Source organism: Thermicanus aegyptius DSM 12793, assembly GCF_000510645.1.
GTDB lineage: Bacteria > Bacillota > Bacilli > Thermicanales > Thermicanaceae > Thermicanus > Thermicanus aegyptius.
This window is the reverse complement of record NZ_KI783301.1, coordinates 2,152,098-2,167,537: the sequence shown is the minus strand read 5'-3', so window position 1 is coordinate 2,167,537 and position 15,440 is coordinate 2,152,098. Positions and strand designations below refer to the sequence as shown.

Annotated in this window: 24 protein-coding genes; 21 read left to right on the top strand and 3 right to left on the bottom strand. The window is 44.2% G+C overall.

From position 1 onward, the window contains the following. Nucleotides 1–252 precede the first annotated feature (252 nt). The 10 genes from THEAE_RS0111490 to THEAE_RS0111445 all read left to right on the top strand — a co-directional run bounded on the left by THEAE_RS0111490 (nucleotide 253) and on the right by THEAE_RS0111445 (nucleotide 6,000). The gene (locus THEAE_RS0111490; protein ID WP_028987579.1) at nucleotides 253–1,485 is read left to right on the top strand and encodes a recombinase RecT; all 1,233 of its coding nucleotides are present in this window, start codon (nucleotides 253–255) and stop codon (nucleotides 1,483–1,485) included. A 2-nt stretch (nucleotides 1,486–1,487) separates the two neighbouring features. Continuing rightward, nucleotides 1,488–2,078, top strand: coding sequence for a hypothetical protein (locus THEAE_RS0111485; RefSeq protein WP_028987578.1), 591 nt, complete (start codon nucleotides 1,488–1,490; stop codon nucleotides 2,076–2,078). Nucleotides 2,079–2,106: 28 nt separating this feature from the next. Continuing rightward, the gene (gene ssb / locus THEAE_RS0111480) at nucleotides 2,107–2,520 is read left to right on the top strand and encodes a single-stranded DNA-binding protein (RefSeq protein WP_028987577.1); all 414 of its coding nucleotides are present in this window, start codon (nucleotides 2,107–2,109) and stop codon (nucleotides 2,518–2,520) included. Nucleotides 2,521–2,616: 96 nt separating this feature from the next. After that, nucleotides 2,617–3,210 carry a hypothetical protein gene (locus THEAE_RS0111475; RefSeq protein ID WP_028987576.1) on the top strand — a complete coding sequence of 198 codons (594 nt, stop codon included), beginning with the start codon at nucleotides 2,617–2,619 and terminating at the stop codon, nucleotides 3,208–3,210. Then, complete coding sequence (locus THEAE_RS0111470) at nucleotides 3,207–3,398, top strand: hypothetical protein (RefSeq protein WP_028987575.1); 192 nt, start codon at nucleotides 3,207–3,209, stop codon at nucleotides 3,396–3,398. Before THEAE_RS0111475 ends, THEAE_RS0111470 begins: the two co-directional genes overlap by 4 nt. Beyond that, complete coding sequence (locus THEAE_RS0111465; protein ID WP_028987574.1) at nucleotides 3,395–4,114, top strand: PD-(D/E)XK nuclease family protein; 720 nt, start codon at nucleotides 3,395–3,397, stop codon at nucleotides 4,112–4,114. The genes THEAE_RS0111470 and THEAE_RS0111465 overlap by 4 nt, the downstream gene beginning before the upstream one ends. 17 nt (nucleotides 4,115–4,131) lie before the next feature. Continuing rightward, nucleotides 4,132–4,497 (top strand): hypothetical protein, encoded by a 366-nt coding sequence (locus THEAE_RS0111460; protein WP_028987573.1) that lies wholly within the window; start codon nucleotides 4,132–4,134, stop codon nucleotides 4,495–4,497. A gap of 5 nt (nucleotides 4,498–4,502) precedes the next feature. Beyond that, complete coding sequence (locus tag THEAE_RS0111455) at nucleotides 4,503–4,892, top strand: hypothetical protein (protein ID WP_028987572.1); 390 nt, start codon at nucleotides 4,503–4,505, stop codon at nucleotides 4,890–4,892. A gap of 43 nt (nucleotides 4,893–4,935) precedes the next feature. After that, nucleotides 4,936–5,448 carry a hypothetical protein gene (locus THEAE_RS0111450; protein WP_028987571.1) on the top strand — a complete coding sequence of 171 codons (513 nt, stop codon included), beginning with the start codon at nucleotides 4,936–4,938 and terminating at the stop codon, nucleotides 5,446–5,448. Nucleotides 5,449–5,460: 12 nt separating this feature from the next. After that, nucleotides 5,461–6,000 carry a hypothetical protein gene (locus THEAE_RS0111445; RefSeq protein WP_028987570.1) on the top strand — a complete coding sequence of 180 codons (540 nt, stop codon included), beginning with the start codon at nucleotides 5,461–5,463 and terminating at the stop codon, nucleotides 5,998–6,000. A 97-nt stretch (nucleotides 6,001–6,097) separates the two neighbouring features. On the opposite strand, the gene THEAE_RS0111440 is transcribed toward THEAE_RS0111445, so the two are convergent. From THEAE_RS0111440 to THEAE_RS0111430, 3 genes are all read right to left on the bottom strand, one after another. Beyond that, nucleotides 6,098–6,631: a hypothetical protein gene (locus tag THEAE_RS0111440; RefSeq protein WP_028987569.1), complete on the bottom strand. Its 534-nt coding sequence runs from the start codon at nucleotides 6,629–6,631 to the stop codon at nucleotides 6,098–6,100. A 1-nt stretch (nucleotide 6,632) separates the two neighbouring features. Next, complete coding sequence (locus THEAE_RS0111435) at nucleotides 6,633–7,130, bottom strand: hypothetical protein (protein ID WP_028987568.1); 498 nt, start codon at nucleotides 7,128–7,130, stop codon at nucleotides 6,633–6,635. Nucleotides 7,131–7,299: 169 nt separating this feature from the next. Continuing rightward, the gene (locus THEAE_RS0111430) at nucleotides 7,300–7,680 is read right to left on the bottom strand and encodes a hypothetical protein (RefSeq protein WP_028987567.1); all 381 of its coding nucleotides are present in this window, start codon (nucleotides 7,678–7,680) and stop codon (nucleotides 7,300–7,302) included. Nucleotides 7,681–8,091: 411 nt separating this feature from the next. Between THEAE_RS0111430 and THEAE_RS0111425 the strand changes: the two genes are divergently transcribed. The 11 genes from THEAE_RS0111425 to THEAE_RS0111365 all read left to right on the top strand — a co-directional run bounded on the left by THEAE_RS0111425 (nucleotide 8,092) and on the right by THEAE_RS0111365 (nucleotide 15,424). Continuing rightward, the gene (locus THEAE_RS0111425) at nucleotides 8,092–8,541 is read left to right on the top strand and encodes a JAB domain-containing protein (RefSeq protein ID WP_028987566.1); all 450 of its coding nucleotides are present in this window, start codon (nucleotides 8,092–8,094) and stop codon (nucleotides 8,539–8,541) included. A 104-nt stretch (nucleotides 8,542–8,645) separates the two neighbouring features. Next, nucleotides 8,646–9,161, top strand: coding sequence for a hypothetical protein (locus THEAE_RS0111420; protein ID WP_028987565.1), 516 nt, complete (start codon nucleotides 8,646–8,648; stop codon nucleotides 9,159–9,161). A 16-nt stretch (nucleotides 9,162–9,177) separates the two neighbouring features. Continuing rightward, nucleotides 9,178–9,339 carry a hypothetical protein gene (locus THEAE_RS23025; protein WP_156920609.1) on the top strand — a complete coding sequence of 54 codons (162 nt, stop codon included), beginning with the start codon at nucleotides 9,178–9,180 and terminating at the stop codon, nucleotides 9,337–9,339. Next, complete coding sequence (gene dnaG, locus THEAE_RS20750) at nucleotides 9,327–10,484, top strand: DNA primase (RefSeq protein WP_052329944.1); 1,158 nt, start codon at nucleotides 9,327–9,329, stop codon at nucleotides 10,482–10,484. The genes THEAE_RS23025 and dnaG overlap by 13 nt, the downstream gene beginning before the upstream one ends. Before the next feature lie 165 nt (nucleotides 10,485–10,649). Further along, nucleotides 10,650–11,099 (top strand): DUF4258 domain-containing protein, encoded by a 450-nt coding sequence (locus tag THEAE_RS0111400; protein ID WP_028987564.1) that lies wholly within the window; start codon nucleotides 10,650–10,652, stop codon nucleotides 11,097–11,099. A gap of 70 nt (nucleotides 11,100–11,169) precedes the next feature. Further along, nucleotides 11,170–11,640, top strand: coding sequence for a hypothetical protein (locus THEAE_RS0111395; RefSeq protein WP_028987563.1), 471 nt, complete (start codon nucleotides 11,170–11,172; stop codon nucleotides 11,638–11,640). 133 nt (nucleotides 11,641–11,773) lie between these two features. Further along, the gene (locus THEAE_RS0111390; protein WP_039944442.1) at nucleotides 11,774–11,953 is read left to right on the top strand and encodes a hypothetical protein; all 180 of its coding nucleotides are present in this window, start codon (nucleotides 11,774–11,776) and stop codon (nucleotides 11,951–11,953) included. A 111-nt stretch (nucleotides 11,954–12,064) separates the two neighbouring features. After that, nucleotides 12,065–13,300 carry an ATP-dependent protease ATP-binding subunit ClpX gene (clpX, locus tag THEAE_RS0111385; protein ID WP_028987561.1) on the top strand — a complete coding sequence of 412 codons (1,236 nt, stop codon included), beginning with the start codon at nucleotides 12,065–12,067 and terminating at the stop codon, nucleotides 13,298–13,300. Nucleotides 13,301–13,748: 448 nt separating this feature from the next. Beyond that, nucleotides 13,749–14,633, top strand: coding sequence for a DUF6744 family protein (locus THEAE_RS0111375; RefSeq protein WP_028987560.1), 885 nt, complete (start codon nucleotides 13,749–13,751; stop codon nucleotides 14,631–14,633). A 13-nt stretch (nucleotides 14,634–14,646) separates the two neighbouring features. Further along, nucleotides 14,647–15,156 (top strand): HAD family hydrolase, encoded by a 510-nt coding sequence (locus tag THEAE_RS0111370; RefSeq protein WP_028987559.1) that lies wholly within the window; start codon nucleotides 14,647–14,649, stop codon nucleotides 15,154–15,156. After that, nucleotides 15,125–15,424 carry a DUF6573 family protein gene (locus tag THEAE_RS0111365; protein WP_028987558.1) on the top strand — a complete coding sequence of 100 codons (300 nt, stop codon included), beginning with the start codon at nucleotides 15,125–15,127 and terminating at the stop codon, nucleotides 15,422–15,424. The genes THEAE_RS0111370 and THEAE_RS0111365 overlap by 32 nt, the downstream gene beginning before the upstream one ends. The last annotated feature ends 16 nt before the right edge of the window (nucleotides 15,425–15,440 follow it).

The following is a 15,440-nucleotide window of genomic DNA, read 5'->3' as shown; positions in this document are numbered from 1 at the left end:
TCCCATTCGGGGAGGAGAAGGTAGTATGATTTTTCCATCTTCCATTACAGGGAGAAGGAAAACAAAAATCTTCTCGAAAGAGAAGGTATGCGCATATTTTTTTGTAAAAAAACAGGCCTGTAAAACCAGGCCTTTAATTTGTTAAAAATGGCGATTTCTGCTAAATGCAGGGATCGCTTTTTTTTGTTTATAAGCCTATACCCTTTTTCATTGGGTGAAGGCTTTTAAATAAATCAAAAAGGAGGAAGAAAGATGGAAAAAAAGATCCAGTTTTCGGATAAGCAAAAAGAGCTTATCTGGAAATTCTTTGTGCTCCCTCAAGGGGGAACGAAGGAAGAATCGGAGCTTTTCATCGAGCGTTGTGAAATCTCAGGTCTGAATCCTATCGAAGGAGATGTGGTTTTTTCGAAATACGTCTCCAAAAAAACGGGCAAACCTCAAGTCAAGTTTATTGTCACGAGGGATGCCATGTTAAAAGCGGCCACTATGTCACCTGACTACGTGGGGCCGCCAATCTCCTCCGTAGCAAGGGAGGGGGATGATCTAGAGATTGAACCAACTAAGGCGTTGGTTCATCACAAGTTCGGATCTAAGCGTGGAAAAATTATCGGCTCTTATGCCGTGTTGAAACACAAGCGCTTTGATCCTGTTGTCGTATTCGTCGAATTCGACGAATATTTCAAGGCAAACGCATCCTCCCAAACATGGCAGCAATATCCGGCTGTCATGATTCAAAAGGTGGCAGAAACCTTTGCCTTGCGTCGTCAATTCCCAATTCTTTCCGGATTTTATATTCCGGAAGAAATGGGTGAAGAGGATACTCCGAAGCATACAGAAGTCGTTTTGAATAATGCGGATAGTGTCCCTGACTCCAGCCCGCTTACCATCGAGGAAACAGCAGAAGCGGCTTCTTCTTCTGAAGAGACTTCTTCGATTGAAGAGTCTGCTTCGAAAGAGGCTGAAGGAGATAAAGTCAATGAGTTTAAGCTCCTCGGGATGGAGGAGAAAGAAAAGGGTAACGGAGTAAAATACCTGTTTATTACGGTCGTCAATCAGACGACCGGGGAAAAACTCGTTCTCTTCGCTCCTCAAGGGGAGTCAATGGATGAGGCGAAAAAGATCCCCGCCGATAAACCGTTCCGCATGAAATACCGGACGGTTACAAACGGAAAGGGAGAATTGACATACATCCTGGAATCCGTTTTGGCGAACGAAACGGAATCGGAAGAAAGTGAGGTTACTCCGGCGGAATCCGCTTCATCTCAAGAGGAGATGTATCTTCTTGTAAAAGAGGAGGGAAAGAAAACACCCAAGGGGGTTCCTTACTTTATTTTAAATGTAAGGAACGTCTCAACGGGAGAAGAATTGCTCCTTGTCTCACGTGATGAGGAGAAAGTAAAAAAGATCCCCCGGGATAAGCCTTTCAAAATGGTTTACCGGGAGGAGAACGGTTTTAACGTGCTTCAAGACGTGAAGGGGGCATAAAAATGCTCCCTTCTATACTTGAAATTGCGGAACAACACGGGATCATTATTGATCCAAAAACTTACGGCAGAAAGGAAACACTCGCGAAATGTCCTTTCTGCCATGAGGATTCTAAACCTCACAAACAAAAAAGGTATTATCTCTCCTTGAACACCGAAGCCCAGGTGTTCAAGTGTTGGTTTTGTGGGGAATCGGGCGGGGTGTTCCGCTTCGTCTCACTTTTAGAAGGCATCCCCGAAGCCGAAGTCGTCAAACGGCACTACGGCGGTCGGAAGGTTTCCAGAAAGCACGAGGCGGAAACACTCACAACGAGGCAATACAGGCTTTTAGGTTACAGCCGAAGGCCGGATTGGATCGCATTGGAAGAACGGGACAGGGAGTTTGCGGCGAGAGCAAAAAATCTTGTCCGGAAAGAATGGAACGAGTTTGTTCGGAAAGAAATCGAGCAAGCCAAGAAACTCCTTGAATTTGGAATCCGTTCCAGCGAGAAAGAAAAAGCAATTTTACTGATCAAAAAAAGAGAGCGCGAAACGGGAATTTCAATTTTGAAACCCGTTTTGAACTCTTTTAAAACTCCCCGCCGGGCGGGATAAGCCCGGCTGAAAAAGAAAGGAGATTAAAATGCTGAATCATGTTGTTTTAATCGGGCGTCTGACGAAAGACCCGGAACTTAGTTACACCCCGTCTGGGGTGGCCGTGACCCGGTTCACCTTGGCGGTGGAGCGGAACTTTACGAACTCTCAAGGGGAAAGGGAAGCAGATTTTATCCAAATTCTAACATGGAGACAGTTGGCGGAAGTGTGCGCCAATTACCTCAAGAAAGGACATCTAACCGCCGTTGAGGGCCGTATCCAGACACGGCACTACGACAATCAGGAAGGCCGCCGTGTTTATGTTACAGAGGTTGTAGCGGATAATGTCCGCTTCCTCCAGCCCAAACAAAATAACGGGAATACTGTTTCCGCCCGAGAAAATACTTCAGACCCGTTAGCGGGCGAGTCGCTTGCGATTAGCGATGATGATCTACCGTTTTAAGTTGTAGATAAAACGCGTCCCAATTAAAACAATTCGCCGTTCTCCCCGGTCTTTACGGCTGGGGAGAACGTCAAAAAAAGAAGGAGGTTAAAAAAAATGAGAACCATTGAAGTAAAAATTGAAGTAAAAATCTTTCGCTATGAGGAACTATCAGAAAAAGCGAAAAATAGGGCAAGGAATCTATATAGGGAATGGGGGTTAAATTACGAACCCCAAATCATTACTGAATATATGGAAGAAGTTCTCAACGATCTCGGATACGGGGGCGTTGAGGTATATTGGAGGCTTTCCCACAGCCAAGGGGATGGGGTTGCGTTTTATGGCAAACTAAACGACCCAGATAAACTCCTTAAACGGCTATTGACAGAAAAAGAATTTCGCCGTTGGGAAAGAATTTCTAAAGCATCTGGAGTTGAGATCCGAATAAACCGCATTGGGAGTTATTATAACCACTACAATACGATGGAAGTGGTGGTTGATTCGGATCGTTTGTATCAAGATGACTACCCTTTCGTCAGCATCTTCTTAAAGAAAATTGAGCAAAAAATTCAGGCTGACGTAAAGGAAGTCTCGAAAAAATTGGAAGAATACGGATACAAGGAGCTAGAATATCAAGAATCAGATGAATACATCGATATGCTCCTTGACCAAGAGGAATTCCTGGCTGACGGAAGAAGGTGGGTTTCGTGACACGTCTGTTTGTAAATCTTATTTGCGAACGTTGCGGCACCTCTTATGGTGTCGCAACGGGCGGATATTATGGGTCTCTAAACGGAGACCTGGATATCCGCAAGGGGCTTTGTCTTTGGTGTGAAATGGAAGATTACTTCTCTAAAGAGAATAAATCTTCCCCTGCCGAGGATGGAGAAGAAAAATGATCTTCTCCTACTCTCGCCTCAAACTTTACGAAACCTGCCCTTTCCGTTTTTACCTCAAATATGTGGAGGGAAGAGAGGAGCCGGTGACCAAACCCCTGGCTTTGGGAAAGGCGGTTCATAAGGCGATTGAGCTCATCATCCAGGGGGAAGAGAAAGACGTTGCCATCATCCAAGGACTGGCGGAGTCGGAATTTCACCCTGAAGTATCGGTACAAGAGGTTCAATGGTTCGTCGAAAGGGCTCCTGTCAGAGAGGGGATGGGAAAAGTGGAAACCCATTTTGAACTTCCTCTCGAAGATTCGCCGAATAGTCCGGTGCTCCAAGGATTCACCGACCTGTACTATTATACCGGACCGGCGGGTGTTCCGGTCATTGTTGATTGGAAAACGAACCGAAGACCTTACGACGCACTAAAAAATCATCAGTTACCCCTTTACGCATGGGCGCTGATGAAAATGAAAAAGGTTTCATCGGTGATCGGGTATCTTTACTTCTTACGGTTCCAGCAAAGAAATCCGAACCCCTATGCCCTGTTCACCGAAGAAACCATTGAACCATCCAGACAATGGGCGCTCAAACTTGCAAAAGAAATCGAAGACAAGGTTTTCCTTGCGGAAATATTTCCCGATGAAAGGGATTCATTTTTTCCGCCGAAACCTTCGGCCTTGTGCAAGTTTTGCCCATTTGTTTTGGAATGCTACCAAAAATTCCACTAAAAAAAGGAGGAATTTACATGGCGGTCGTACCAGTTCCTGGCCACGCAGAGGCGATCAAAATCGCTGAAGAAATTGAACGATTGGAGGCTGTTCTAAAAGCAAAAAAGGAGCAGCTGAAACTCTTCGTCAAACAGGTGAGCCCAATTGAAGCAGGAGACAAAGTATGGGATTTTTACCCATCCGTCTCATGGGAATTTACCCCCGAAAAATTAAAAGAAATGGCGAAGGACATCGCCATCGAAGGGGAGAACCCGTGGGAATATCTTACCATCCCCGCCTCCAGCCTAAAAAAACTTGGTTGGGGAGAAGATGTTCTCTCCCATTATGGCAAGAAAAAAGAGACGTTGAGATTTGAATCTCGGTCTCGGAAACAAAGGGGGTAAGTGAGTTGATAAGTGAGTTAGATGAAAGAATCAACATGCTGGAGAACGAAAAAAAAGTTTTACTGGAAAGGGTAAAGGTGCTGGAGAACGAAAAAAAAATTCTACTAGAGAGGGTAAAGGAAGTCGAAAACGCGCTTGCTGATCTCTCCGTAAAGAAAAAGGAGTTGGGTGAGGCGGTATCGACGATTTTCCGCCTTTGCTCCGATGGAGAAATCATTGAGGAAGCGACTTATACGCTTCCTCCAAAACAAGCCTTGGTTGCTTTCGTGCGGCAGCTTCAAGGAAACTGGGAGACCTGGACATACCCGGAAGAAATCCCTGGGATGATCCGGCTTCCTGTTTCGGGTAGGTGGGCTTATAACCTGCCGAATGGAGATATGCTGTACGCAAAATAAATCAGGGGGCGAAATGCCCCCTTTTTTTTGAGGTGACGATATAATGGAAGAGCGTATGCGAAAATTTGAAAGCCGTTTAGAACAAGGAGCTATGCTGAACGTCCCTGTCTACGAATCTCACCGTAGGGGCCGCAATTGGATGGCGATCATCCGGAAAGATCCAAAGGCTCCAGGCGGGTTGGCGCGTCTCTTTATGGAGCCGGCACACGGGAACTATTTCTACTTCGTAGACGGGATTAAAGTGGGTGTTCCTGTAGAATTTGGGGCGGATTATTATACCGGGGGCGGCAATCGTTCTGCCACCCGTTGGTATGGAGTTGTTGTTGAAATAAATGACGAAAAAATCGTCATCGAGCAATATCCTAACGCGGAAGAGGCGATCGAAGCCTCCAAAAAGTATGTTGGGATTGAAGGAAGGAGTCAAGAATTAGAGATTGAAGGAAGGATTCAAGAATTAGAGAAAGAGAAAAAGAGATTAGAGAAAGAGAAAAAGAGATTGGAAGAGAAGCTGAAGGAAATCGAAATCTCTCTTGCCGCTCTTAAAAAAAAGAATTAAAGGAGGAATAAAATGTACGAGAAATTTAAAAAGATCGCTGACCTCTTCCAGAACGGGGTAGTGTATTCTTGCGAAGAAGTATTCCAGAAGTTGTCTTTGCTTGAAGAGGAGGGAATTCGGGCTAGAGAGGCGTTTTATCTCTTCTCTAAAGAAATGGAGGAGGAGGTAGATAAGGAAATTATTGTTGAAGAGAGAAAGAAAATTAGAGAACTATATCTTGAAGAAGTAATTGAGGAAGAAAAAGTATGGCGAAAGCGAACAATTGCCGTACTTGATCTATACTGGAGCGTTGATGCCCAATATGTTCAAGTCCGGGTAAGACTGCACTTTAGCCATTGGGTTGTTTCGACATATGAGGAGGACACCGGGACCATCCAATGGATCGAAACGGAGGAGGGCGTCTTGTATAAGATGCCTGAAGGCTGGGAGGTGTTTGCTTCCGCTGAAGTCCTTGACTCCGGTATGGATTGGTCGTACCACGACGGTGCGACTTATCCAAGGGTCAAATTTAAAAGAAAAGATGGGAGTGAGATAATTATTATTAATAAATAACCAAACACTCCTATCTTTAACCACCCGGAGCTTAACGCTCCGGGTATTTTTTTGCCCACAAAACAGAACATATGTACGCTTTACATAGCTTTCGGTTTCAAATCTCCCCGAGATTACCGATATGAACCGCTTGCCCCCATAGCTGGAGCGTGGTATACGTGAACAAATATTTCAGCCATTCCGAATAACGTGCTGAGAATCCTTCCATCAAAGCAGCACGATCCCAGCTACCATACCATCGATCCAGGAGTTTCCGTGGAATTGAGACGAATCGGAGGACTTGGATCGTTGCCGGAACTGTATCAGTATCCAAACCGAAGATCTGAACCGTATTTACGGTTCCTTTCAGCTTTGCCACCCGATTATCTCTGTATCGAGTCGGATCAAACGGCAACTCGAAGATTAAAGAAGATGATCCGAATCGGATAAGCGTAAGAAGCATTCCATCTTCTTCAATTATCCGCACAGCGATCTTTCCGGTCCGGAGGTATTCTTTCTCTTCTTTTTCCATGCGCGGGAGACCAAGAACAATGAAAAAACCATCCGGGGTAGCCTCCAGATGTCCGCCCGAGTATTGCTGTGGAATACCCCATTTTGTTGGGACTTGTTGACCCACAAAAAATTTCTCCATCTTAGTCCCTCCGTTCCACGATATAATTGCGCTTTTTTAGTTCTTCAATCAGTTCCTCATCGCTAAATTTCGCAAGAGGGCTGATCGGCTTTTCTTCCGTAAAGAGTAAGTAGGAATACAAAGCCCATGCGAACGGAATGCTGTTTTCGGCTTTAGCCAGGTACTCTTCGCTAATCTCGTCCTTTCGGGATTCGAAGAAAGCAAGGCGTTCCGGTTTTGAGATTTTTTGAACCGTATTATCTTCGGCAACTCTAAAGAATCTGTAGCTATAGCTGTGGTATTTCACGGAACCCGTTTCCACTGCGATGAGAAGAAACTGTCCAGGTTCTACGGCGATCGTTTTGTTAAAGTTAACAAAATCGCTCAGGATGGCGTTCCCCCCTTCCCTGGAAAGGTCCAAGTCATCCTTGTTCCGTATCAGTCTGGCCCAGGATCGAAATCTCCGATCCTGTTCCAAACCGTTCTCGTTCGCCAATTTTTCGATATTGATAATAGCCATTTTTGTCCTCCTCTTGATTTTTTAAAAATTGTGTGTGATAATGTAATACAGAGCTTTGATTCCCAAAGGGGTTGAGCACTATTCTTTTTTGAGTGTAGGCATGAATATAGGCGCTCAATTTTGCGGTGATGCCGAAAGGCGATAGAAGGAGGTTAGTCCATATTCTGGACTAACCTTTTTTTCGATAGGTTGTAATAAAACTCTCAATACGTTCAGAGATAAAATCCCAATCTTTTTTCCGGTCAAGAGAAAGTTCACGTTCTTCCACTTGTTCGTTTTCGACATTCAAAACATGCCAGTATCCGTTTTTAGTTTTAAGATTTGATTCTAAAGAGACTTCATGCGGACCGATGGACCACTCAAGTCGAATACCGCCGTCAATGGTGGGGAAGACATACGGCATCGGGAGTTCCTCGGGATAAAAACTTTTGAAAAGATCAGTGAACCACTTGACTCCGTTTTTATCTAACGCTTTTCCCTCGCCGTCAAACCATCCATCTTTCAACAAGCTAAGTTCTTCATCGAACCGTTTTATAATTTGTTTCTTCATCCCTGTCACCTTCTTTTGTTTTATAGTTATATTTTATCAAAAAAAACAGCCCATAGCCTATCGCTCCAGGTATTTTTTTTTGTACACATAACAGAATATATATACGCTTTTAGAAAAAAACAGGGGAGCGCGTGGGGCAGCAATCCCTCTTAATTTATTGAGGGAAGGGCATCACTTAGCGATTGACAACATACACTCTGTATGGTAAATTTATAACGTAGATTTCTTTCTATTCTTCTTCTCCCACTACAGGGAGAGGATAATGTTCTAATTCTTTTCTTCTCTCACCACGGAGAGAAGAGAAACAAAAGTTTATTATTGTTAAAAAACAAAGCCATTTCTTTTAAAACGCATTTTGTTTTAAGAGGAATGGTTTTTTTTATTTTTAAAAACAAAAAAGGAGGCTTAAAAATGTCCACCAGAATCAATATTTTTTCGGTCCGCCTGATAAGGGAAGCCAGCGGGCTGTATGATGTCGAGAAGGTGATAGACAACCCTGTTAGTGCGGAAGGATTGATCCGAAAGGTTTTGCACCTTCATGAGTCGCCAGTAGAAAAATTTGGATTTCTGTCGCTGAACGTTAGAAACAAAGTCACGGGAGTCCATGTTGTTTCGGTCGGGGCGATTAATTATACTCTGATCGATCCGCGATCAGTATTCGTTTCGGCTCTCTTGAACAACGCGACAGGTATTATTTTGTTTCACAATCACCCCAGCGGTGACCCGTCGCCGAGTAAAGAGGATGTCGAACTCACCAAAAGAATCGTTAAAGGCGGCGAGATCCTGAATATCAATGTCCTCGACCATATCATCGTCGGGGAGATTGGATTCACGAGTTTAAAAGAATTGGGACATATGTAAAACCATAATAAAAAAATAAAAAATTAGACAAAATCAAAAGCCATCCCATTTAATTCTGTTTTAGGAGATGGCTTTTCATTTTCAAAAAAAAGGAGGGTAAAAAAATGAAAAAGATTTTATCAAAAATTACGGCTTTTTTCCTTTTGGTCGTTTTAGTGTACGTTATTGCGTTTTCAACATACACTTTTGGAATTTTGGGGCCTCTTGTGTTCTTTGGCGTTTTAGAGGCCATCAATAAGATTCGAGGTGGCCGTCTGAATCGCTACTTTACGTATGTCGTTACGAAAGACGGTATCGAACTCCAGCATAACCCCATTTTCATATTCTATTACGCGGATAAGGGGAAGGTGTTGAGGTTCACAAAAGAGGCGATAGAGAAACTATCGCGGAAATATCCGGATAAAAAAGTTTTTGCGTATACCGTCACCTTGACGGTACTCGCAAAAAGGAAGACGGTTGATGTCGAAATGGGCGAATGGAAAATAGACTTCAGAGGTCTAACTTCCAGCTATTTCCTAATATTAACAAATATAAACAACTGGAAGAAATTCCGGTTCGCTCGTTTCTTCAAAAAAATAGATTATGGCACCCCAAAGAAAATTGCTTTGCGGATGCCTTAAAAAAAGGAGGGAAAAAATGAGCCCGAAAGAAAAATTTCTCAAAAGGCTCATCGAAAAAGACCGCCTCACAAAAGAGGCGGTGATCGCGAGTCTTCTAATGAGCGCCTCTGGCAACAAACGCCTGCTGGAGGCGCTCACGTTTGAAAAAATGAAGGAGGGCTTCCCATGGAGATCGTAGACATTATCAGCCGATATATCCCCCTTCGGAGGAAAAACGGGCACGTCTATCAGGGACTGTGCCCGTTTCACATTAGTAAAGAGCCGACGTTAGAGGTTGACAGGCAGGGGCAGGTCTTTTATTGCCCCGTATGTGGAAACGGGGGTGACGTTGGTTTCTTTCTAAAAAAGATCGGAGCGATCAAAGAGGGGGCTGGGATGGAGATTCCTCCCGAGAAGGAAATCCGTTTGATTGAAGCTCTTCTTCTTGCCGCGTTATTCTACCATCGAATCTTGATCTCCCCCGGAGGACAAAAGGCGTTTCAATATCTTCTTGAACGCGGGGTGCGAGAAGAAACGATTCGGGACAGAATGATAGGTTACGCTCCGCGCCAACGGGATGCTCTCACAAAATATTTTCTTGAGAAGGGGTACGATCCGGTCGAAATGACCGAAATCGGTCTCCTTGTAAGAAACGAGAGGATGTACCAAGACAGGTACTATAACCGGATCATGCTCCCTGTTGAGGATGTGGGTGGCAGCCTTGTTGCCTTTGTCGGGAGAAGTGTGGGAACAGGAAAGCCGAAATACCTTCTTCCCCCGGATACCCCGTTGTTTCACAAGAGAAGGAGCCTCTTCAACTTTAACAAGGCAAAAGAGGCTATCATGGAGAACGGAGAAGTCGTCCTGGTGGAAGGATATATGGACGCACTTTCCGTTTATCAGGCAGGGATCGCGAACGTGGTTGCGTCCCAGGGGACATCAATAACTCCTGAAATGGCCGATCTTCTCCGGGATTACACCAAGAAAGTCATCATCTGTTATGACGGAGATGACGCCGGTAGATATGGGGCATATCACACGTCGAAAACTTTGGAGGAATTGGGATTCGACGTGAAAGTAGCCCTCATTCCCGAAGGAGACCCGGACGAATTTATCCGGACAAAAGGAGTGGAAGAATTCAGGCGCATCCTCTCCAACGCCGCCCCAGCCCGCCATTTCCGGTGGAAGTATGATTGGGGAAAGGTGGATAAGGAGAGTGCGGTGGAGAAACTCTACTTCCTCATGCAATTGGAAGAGGAAGAAGCCGAGACGGAGGATGTAGAATTCTTGGCTCGTCTACTGGAAATTCCACCCCAAAAAATAATTCCTTATCTACAAAGATAGGGAAAGGAGGAGAATCATGTCGAAATCGACGAAGAAACCGAACCTTCCAAGAGAGGCTTGGACAAGGAGGCCTGTCACGCAGGTCGTCCGAAATAAAAAAGGTAAGGGCTCGTATAACAGACAACGGGAAAAACGAGTTTTCGCCTATTGAGGGGAGGTTAAGAGATGGGTTGCGAAAATCCGGAAAAATGCAGATTGAAAGCTGCAAAACACGAGAAAATCCAGCAAACCCAAGCCCTAATTGGGCAAAGAGAGTTAGAGCGGTTTTGGAAATATATGCAGAAGGGAAGTGCTAAGTTAAATCTTTATAGACATGCAAAAAGACGTGAGTTTTTTCGTGCTTTTTCAGAGTATCAGATTGTTGATGCTCTGAAAAATGGATGGTGCATAGAGAGAAACGTGAAGGATGGAGAAACCACGTTACTCATTATATACCATCTAAAGATAAGTTCCAAGATTTTCCGACCGATTCATTTGGTATGTAAATTTACTGATATTAAATGTTGGGATGTTATTACAGTCTATGATCCAAGATCAAAGGAGTATAAATGGGAGAATAACTATCAGAAGCGGATTTGCTTTTGTAAGAATCAGAAAGAAGAAGACGATATTTAAAATTTTGTCGTGCAAAAAACATGGATTTAGGGTATAATAGGATTAAGATGATTAAAGGGGGTAGAAATTGATGGCAAAAGTAGGACGCCCGAAATCGAATAATCCTAGAGAATTCACTATACCCGAGATCCGTGTAACAAAGGAGGAGAATCGAATGATTAAATTAAAAGCCGCATTGTACGCAGGAAATAGTGTCGCTAAATTTTTAAGGATGGCTGCGGAAAAATACAAGGAAGAGTTACCGGATGAAAAGTGTTTGTGCGGCGGGAAAATGAAAGTTGTTTTAGACACAGAAACCTTCGATTATGAAATTGCAGATGAAAAGGTTTCTATTAAAGTGAACAACATCCCCATGTACAAATGTGAAAATTGCGGGAAGATGAAAGAAAATCTCTTCCTAATGGCCGCTCTTGAGGAGGCGATTGATCACGAAATAATTAGAAGCATGAGAGAGAGACAAAAAATCCCAGAGGAGATTGATTTCCAATCCTTTTTGGAAGTTAAGACAACCTCTAAAGAAAATAAGAAAGTGCACGTATAGGACAAAAAGGGGTATGCGTTTTTGTTGCGCTTACCCCTTTTATTGTTAATGCGCCAATTCCTTCCGCCTAAGCTTATTTTTTAAAAAAAAAGAGGATTAAAAAAAAGAGGATTAAAGAGGGGAGATGCTCTTGATGAACGAACTGTATAAAGCTCCTGAACCACTGTTTACATTAGATGAGATAAAGGATACATTGAAGAAAATTGATCTTTCCGAACGTGGTTCTGACGAAGAATACGGAGAAGCGGTCTTTGCGGAATTCGTCCAATTAGCAAAAACACGAGAAAGATTAAAGAACATAGGCATTGATTAAAAAAAAGCGGGTTTTCCCGCCATTTTTTTTCTTTCGTAAAACTTGCTTTTTTAAAATTAACTCTAATACAATCCATATGTAAAATATTTTTTTATAAAAGGAGATGGTAAAATGAACAAAAAACAAATTTTAACGTGTTCTTTTTGCGGCAAAGATCAAAATCAAGTTAAAAAGATGGTTGCGGGCCCTGGTGTAAACGTTTGCGATGAATGCATCGAAATTCTTAATGAAACGATCGAAATGGAATTAGAATCGGAATATGAGGCAGATCTGAAGGAAGTACCGAAGCCCGCCGAGATTCGTAAATTCCTCGATGAATATGTAATCGGGCAGGAGACGGCTAAAAAGACACTTTCCGTTGCCGTATATAACCACTATAAGAGGATCTATTCCGGGACGAAGAAGGACGATGTGGAGCTCTCCAAGAGCAATATCCTGCTGTTAGGGCCGACGGGAAGCGGAAAGACGTTGCTCGCCCAGACCTTAGCGAGACTCTTGAACGTTCCCTTTGCCATTGCTGACGCCACCTCGCTGACGGAGGCGGGGTATGTCGGGGAGGATGTGGAGAATATCCTGCTCAAGCTGATCCAGGCCGCCGATTATGATGTGGAAAAGGCGGAGCGCGGCATCATCTATATCGATGAAATCGATAAGATCGCCCGCAAATCGGAGAATCCTTCCATCACCCGCGACGTATCGGGAGAGGGAGTCCAGCAAGCATTACTGAAGATCTTGGAAGGCACCGTTGCCAACGTTCCGCCGTATGGAGGCAGAAAACATCCGCTAGAAGAAATGATCCAGATCGACACCACCAATATCCTCTTCATTGTAGGGGGAGCATTTGACGGTCTGGAAACCATCATCAAACGCAGGATCGGTAAGAAAGTGATCGGCTTTGGCGCAGATCTAAACTCCCAAGATCTGAAAAAAGGAGAGTATCTCTCCCTCGTTGTGCCGGAAGACCTCTTGAAATTCGGCTTAATCCCCGAATTCGTCGGAAGACTTCCTGTAATCGCCACCTTGTCCCCTCTCGACGAAGAGGCTTTGGTCCGTATTCTGACAGAGCCGAAGAATGCTTTAATTAAGCAGTATCAGAAACTCTTGGAAATGGATGGCGTAGAACTGGAAGTAACCCCGGATGCCGTCAAGAGAATCGCGCAAGAGGCGATTAAACGGGAGACGGGGGCAAGGGGTTTACGCTCCATTCTGGAAGGGATCATGCTGGATGTGATGTATGAGATCCCGTCCAGAAGCGACGTGGCAAAATGTATCATTACCGATGAGACCGTTCTGCGGAAAACCCCGCCTATTCTTTTAGGGAACGATAATAAGAAAATAGTTGCTTAAATTTAACATCTAATATATAATTAAATCAAAGCATTATAATCTTTTCTTTTTCTTCCGCTCCGGAAGAAAAAAACACATGTTTTGTTGTAAATTCCATCTTCCACTACAGGGAGAGGGAATAAAAAGTGCCACCTTAATGGTGGTATGCGCATACCTTTTGTTAAAAACGGGCCTGATTGTTCAGGCCCTAATTATGTTAAAAATGGCGATTTCTGCTAAAAGCAGGGATCGCCTTTTTTATTTTTAAAAAAAAGAAAAAAGGAGGAAGAAAAAAAATGAAAGACAAGAAGCATTCAGTCGCTATTCAAGTAATCGGCAAATGCTTGAATTGCGGCAAAGAAATTTTATCTGGGTACGAATACCCAAGCATCGGGAAAAGTTGGTTCTGTTCCAACGAATGTCTATTCTCGCTTTTGGGTATCTCGTATAAGATTGCGGGGGTGGAAAAATGAAACTGGAAAATCTAGCCGCGGTTCAAACCCCCGAAACGGATGTAATTGGTTATTTGACGTGGTATTCGATCGGAGAACACACTGTCTCCCGAGAAGCGCTCCGGCAAAAACTTATTAACGCCGGTCTTGAGGAGAAGTACCTCCCGAACGAAATCCGCCCGAGCGACGCGTTTCGGCGGGCCACGAAGGAGGTTGAAAGCTCCAAAAAAATCGAAAATGGTCAAAGAAACTTCCTTGTTCGGGAAGTTTATGCTGACAAGACAATGATCCAGAGGAACATTGTGGTAGAAGAGGTTGATCAGCAAGGAAAACGCCTTTGGTACGATCCCGCTGCTGCCACGATGTTTCTGGAAAAGGAAATCAATCATTTTTCCTTCTCCGCAACAAGCCAAGAAACGGAAGTCTTAGCAAAAGAGGCGGAGAGGTTGTTCAACATCTATCGGACGACCTACCCCGCTCAAGCGGTTCGGGTTATGGTTGCAAACATCATCAAATCGATGGCCGCAACGCCCGTCCGCCCCACGGGAGGGGTCTACTTCATCCCAGCCAGCCATACCGACACTCTTTTTAAGCTGGTGAGTTTTTTGAACTCACTAGATAAAGGAGAAGGTTTCAAAGTCCCCCTCATCAATACCGCAGAGAACCGCGGTATGGTGAGTAAAAAGCTCCGAGAACACATCGAGAACCTCCTTTACCAATGCCGCACTGGCATAGAAGGAGAGGTTCGAAAGGGAGAACTAAAAGCAATCATCGAGGACGCAAGGCGCGTCATCGGTGATTATAAAGAATATAAAAGCTTGGTAACAGGTGATGTTGCCATGCTGGACGGTTACGTGGATAGTTTAAAAAACCATGTAGCCGAACTTTTAAATCGCCTATAAGGAGTAGTTGAAAATGAAGAAAATACTCCTTGTAGACTTAGATAATACGCTGGCCGATACCAACGGCCAGCTTAAAAAAATGGGGATCGACACGGGATCATACCCGGCCCCGGTTCCCGAAGAAGTTTGGAACGACGGGAGGATCTTTCTTAATGCGGAACCGATCCTCCCTGTTGTTTCCTTTGTTCTGGCGATGTATGGGTTCAGGAACGATATTATATATCTGACCGCCAGACCCGAACACACTCGCTGGGCAACGGAAATTTGGCTTTATAAACACGGGCTGCCAGACGCTCCCATACTTCACACCGAAGGGAAACCGAAGGGGGAAGTCGTCCGCGGTTTAACCGGTGTATGGGGTGCCATCGAGGATAGCCCTCATGAAATAACCTCCTTACGTTCTGTAAAGCGCAATCTGGAAATTTTCATACCGGATTGGCCATACAACCGGAACGTAAAGGGAAATCGATTAAAGACAGGAGGGGCGATTCATGGATTATATCCATCGAAAACAGGCTCTTGAAGACGGTGTCCTCGTCGATGTGACGAGGTACGCCAAAGAAACAGGTTTCAAAGTTCCCGTTGCGTTCACCCGCACGCTATTTGAAAGTGTTGGCGGGGATCGGAAAGGAGTAATGGGTACGATTTTTAATTTCTTCGTCAATTTTGATGAGAAAAAGGATCATGCCCAATTTCTCCAAAGAATCGGTGAAGAAAGGCTTCCGGTTTTCGTTCGCCTTCATGAAGAAGAAGGGGAGTTGTCAGTCACCTTCATGTTTGATGAAGAATAAAAAAGGAGGTTAAAAA

Excerpts from the sequence above, each read along its gene's own strand:
- THEAE_RS0111400 (WP_028987564.1), top strand. The coding sequence starts at position 10,650 with ATGGGTTGCGAAAATCCGGAAAAATGCAGATTGAAAGCTGCAAAACAC.
- THEAE_RS0111370 (WP_028987559.1), top strand. The coding sequence starts at position 14,647 with ATGAAGAAAATACTCCTTGTAGACTTAGATAATACGCTGGCCGATACC.
- THEAE_RS0111445 (WP_028987570.1), top strand. The coding sequence starts at position 5,461 with ATGTACGAGAAATTTAAAAAGATCGCTGACCTCTTCCAGAACGGGGTA.
- THEAE_RS0111490 (WP_028987579.1), top strand. The coding sequence starts at position 253 with ATGGAAAAAAAGATCCAGTTTTCGGATAAGCAAAAAGAGCTTATCTGG.
- THEAE_RS0111465 (WP_028987574.1), top strand. The coding sequence starts at position 3,395 with ATGATCTTCTCCTACTCTCGCCTCAAACTTTACGAAACCTGCCCTTTC.
- THEAE_RS0111460 (WP_028987573.1), top strand. The coding sequence starts at position 4,132 with ATGGCGGTCGTACCAGTTCCTGGCCACGCAGAGGCGATCAAAATCGCT.
- THEAE_RS23025 (WP_156920609.1), top strand. The coding sequence starts at position 9,178 with ATGAGCCCGAAAGAAAAATTTCTCAAAAGGCTCATCGAAAAAGACCGC.
- THEAE_RS0111395 (WP_028987563.1), top strand. The coding sequence starts at position 11,170 with ATGGCAAAAGTAGGACGCCCGAAATCGAATAATCCTAGAGAATTCACT.
- ssb (WP_028987577.1), top strand. The coding sequence starts at position 2,107 with ATGCTGAATCATGTTGTTTTAATCGGGCGTCTGACGAAAGACCCGGAA.
- clpX (WP_028987561.1), top strand. The coding sequence starts at position 12,065 with ATGAACAAAAAACAAATTTTAACGTGTTCTTTTTGCGGCAAAGATCAA.
- dnaG (WP_052329944.1), top strand. The coding sequence starts at position 9,327 with ATGGAGATCGTAGACATTATCAGCCGATATATCCCCCTTCGGAGGAAA.
- THEAE_RS0111420 (WP_028987565.1), top strand. The coding sequence starts at position 8,646 with ATGAAAAAGATTTTATCAAAAATTACGGCTTTTTTCCTTTTGGTCGTT.
- THEAE_RS0111485 (WP_028987578.1), top strand. The coding sequence starts at position 1,488 with ATGCTCCCTTCTATACTTGAAATTGCGGAACAACACGGGATCATTATT.
- THEAE_RS0111375 (WP_028987560.1), top strand. The coding sequence starts at position 13,749 with ATGAAACTGGAAAATCTAGCCGCGGTTCAAACCCCCGAAACGGATGTA.
- THEAE_RS0111425 (WP_028987566.1), top strand. The coding sequence starts at position 8,092 with ATGTCCACCAGAATCAATATTTTTTCGGTCCGCCTGATAAGGGAAGCC.
- THEAE_RS0111475 (WP_028987576.1), top strand. The coding sequence starts at position 2,617 with ATGAGAACCATTGAAGTAAAAATTGAAGTAAAAATCTTTCGCTATGAG.
- THEAE_RS0111365 (WP_028987558.1), top strand. The coding sequence starts at position 15,125 with ATGGATTATATCCATCGAAAACAGGCTCTTGAAGACGGTGTCCTCGTC.
- THEAE_RS0111390 (WP_039944442.1), top strand. The coding sequence starts at position 11,774 with ATGAACGAACTGTATAAAGCTCCTGAACCACTGTTTACATTAGATGAG.
- THEAE_RS0111430 (WP_028987567.1), bottom strand. The coding sequence starts at position 7,680 with ATGAAGAAACAAATTATAAAACGGTTCGATGAAGAACTTAGCTTGTTG.
- THEAE_RS0111450 (WP_028987571.1), top strand. The coding sequence starts at position 4,936 with ATGGAAGAGCGTATGCGAAAATTTGAAAGCCGTTTAGAACAAGGAGCT.
- THEAE_RS0111440 (WP_028987569.1), bottom strand. The coding sequence starts at position 6,631 with ATGGAGAAATTTTTTGTGGGTCAACAAGTCCCAACAAAATGGGGTATT.
- THEAE_RS0111435 (WP_028987568.1), bottom strand. The coding sequence starts at position 7,130 with ATGGCTATTATCAATATCGAAAAATTGGCGAACGAGAACGGTTTGGAA.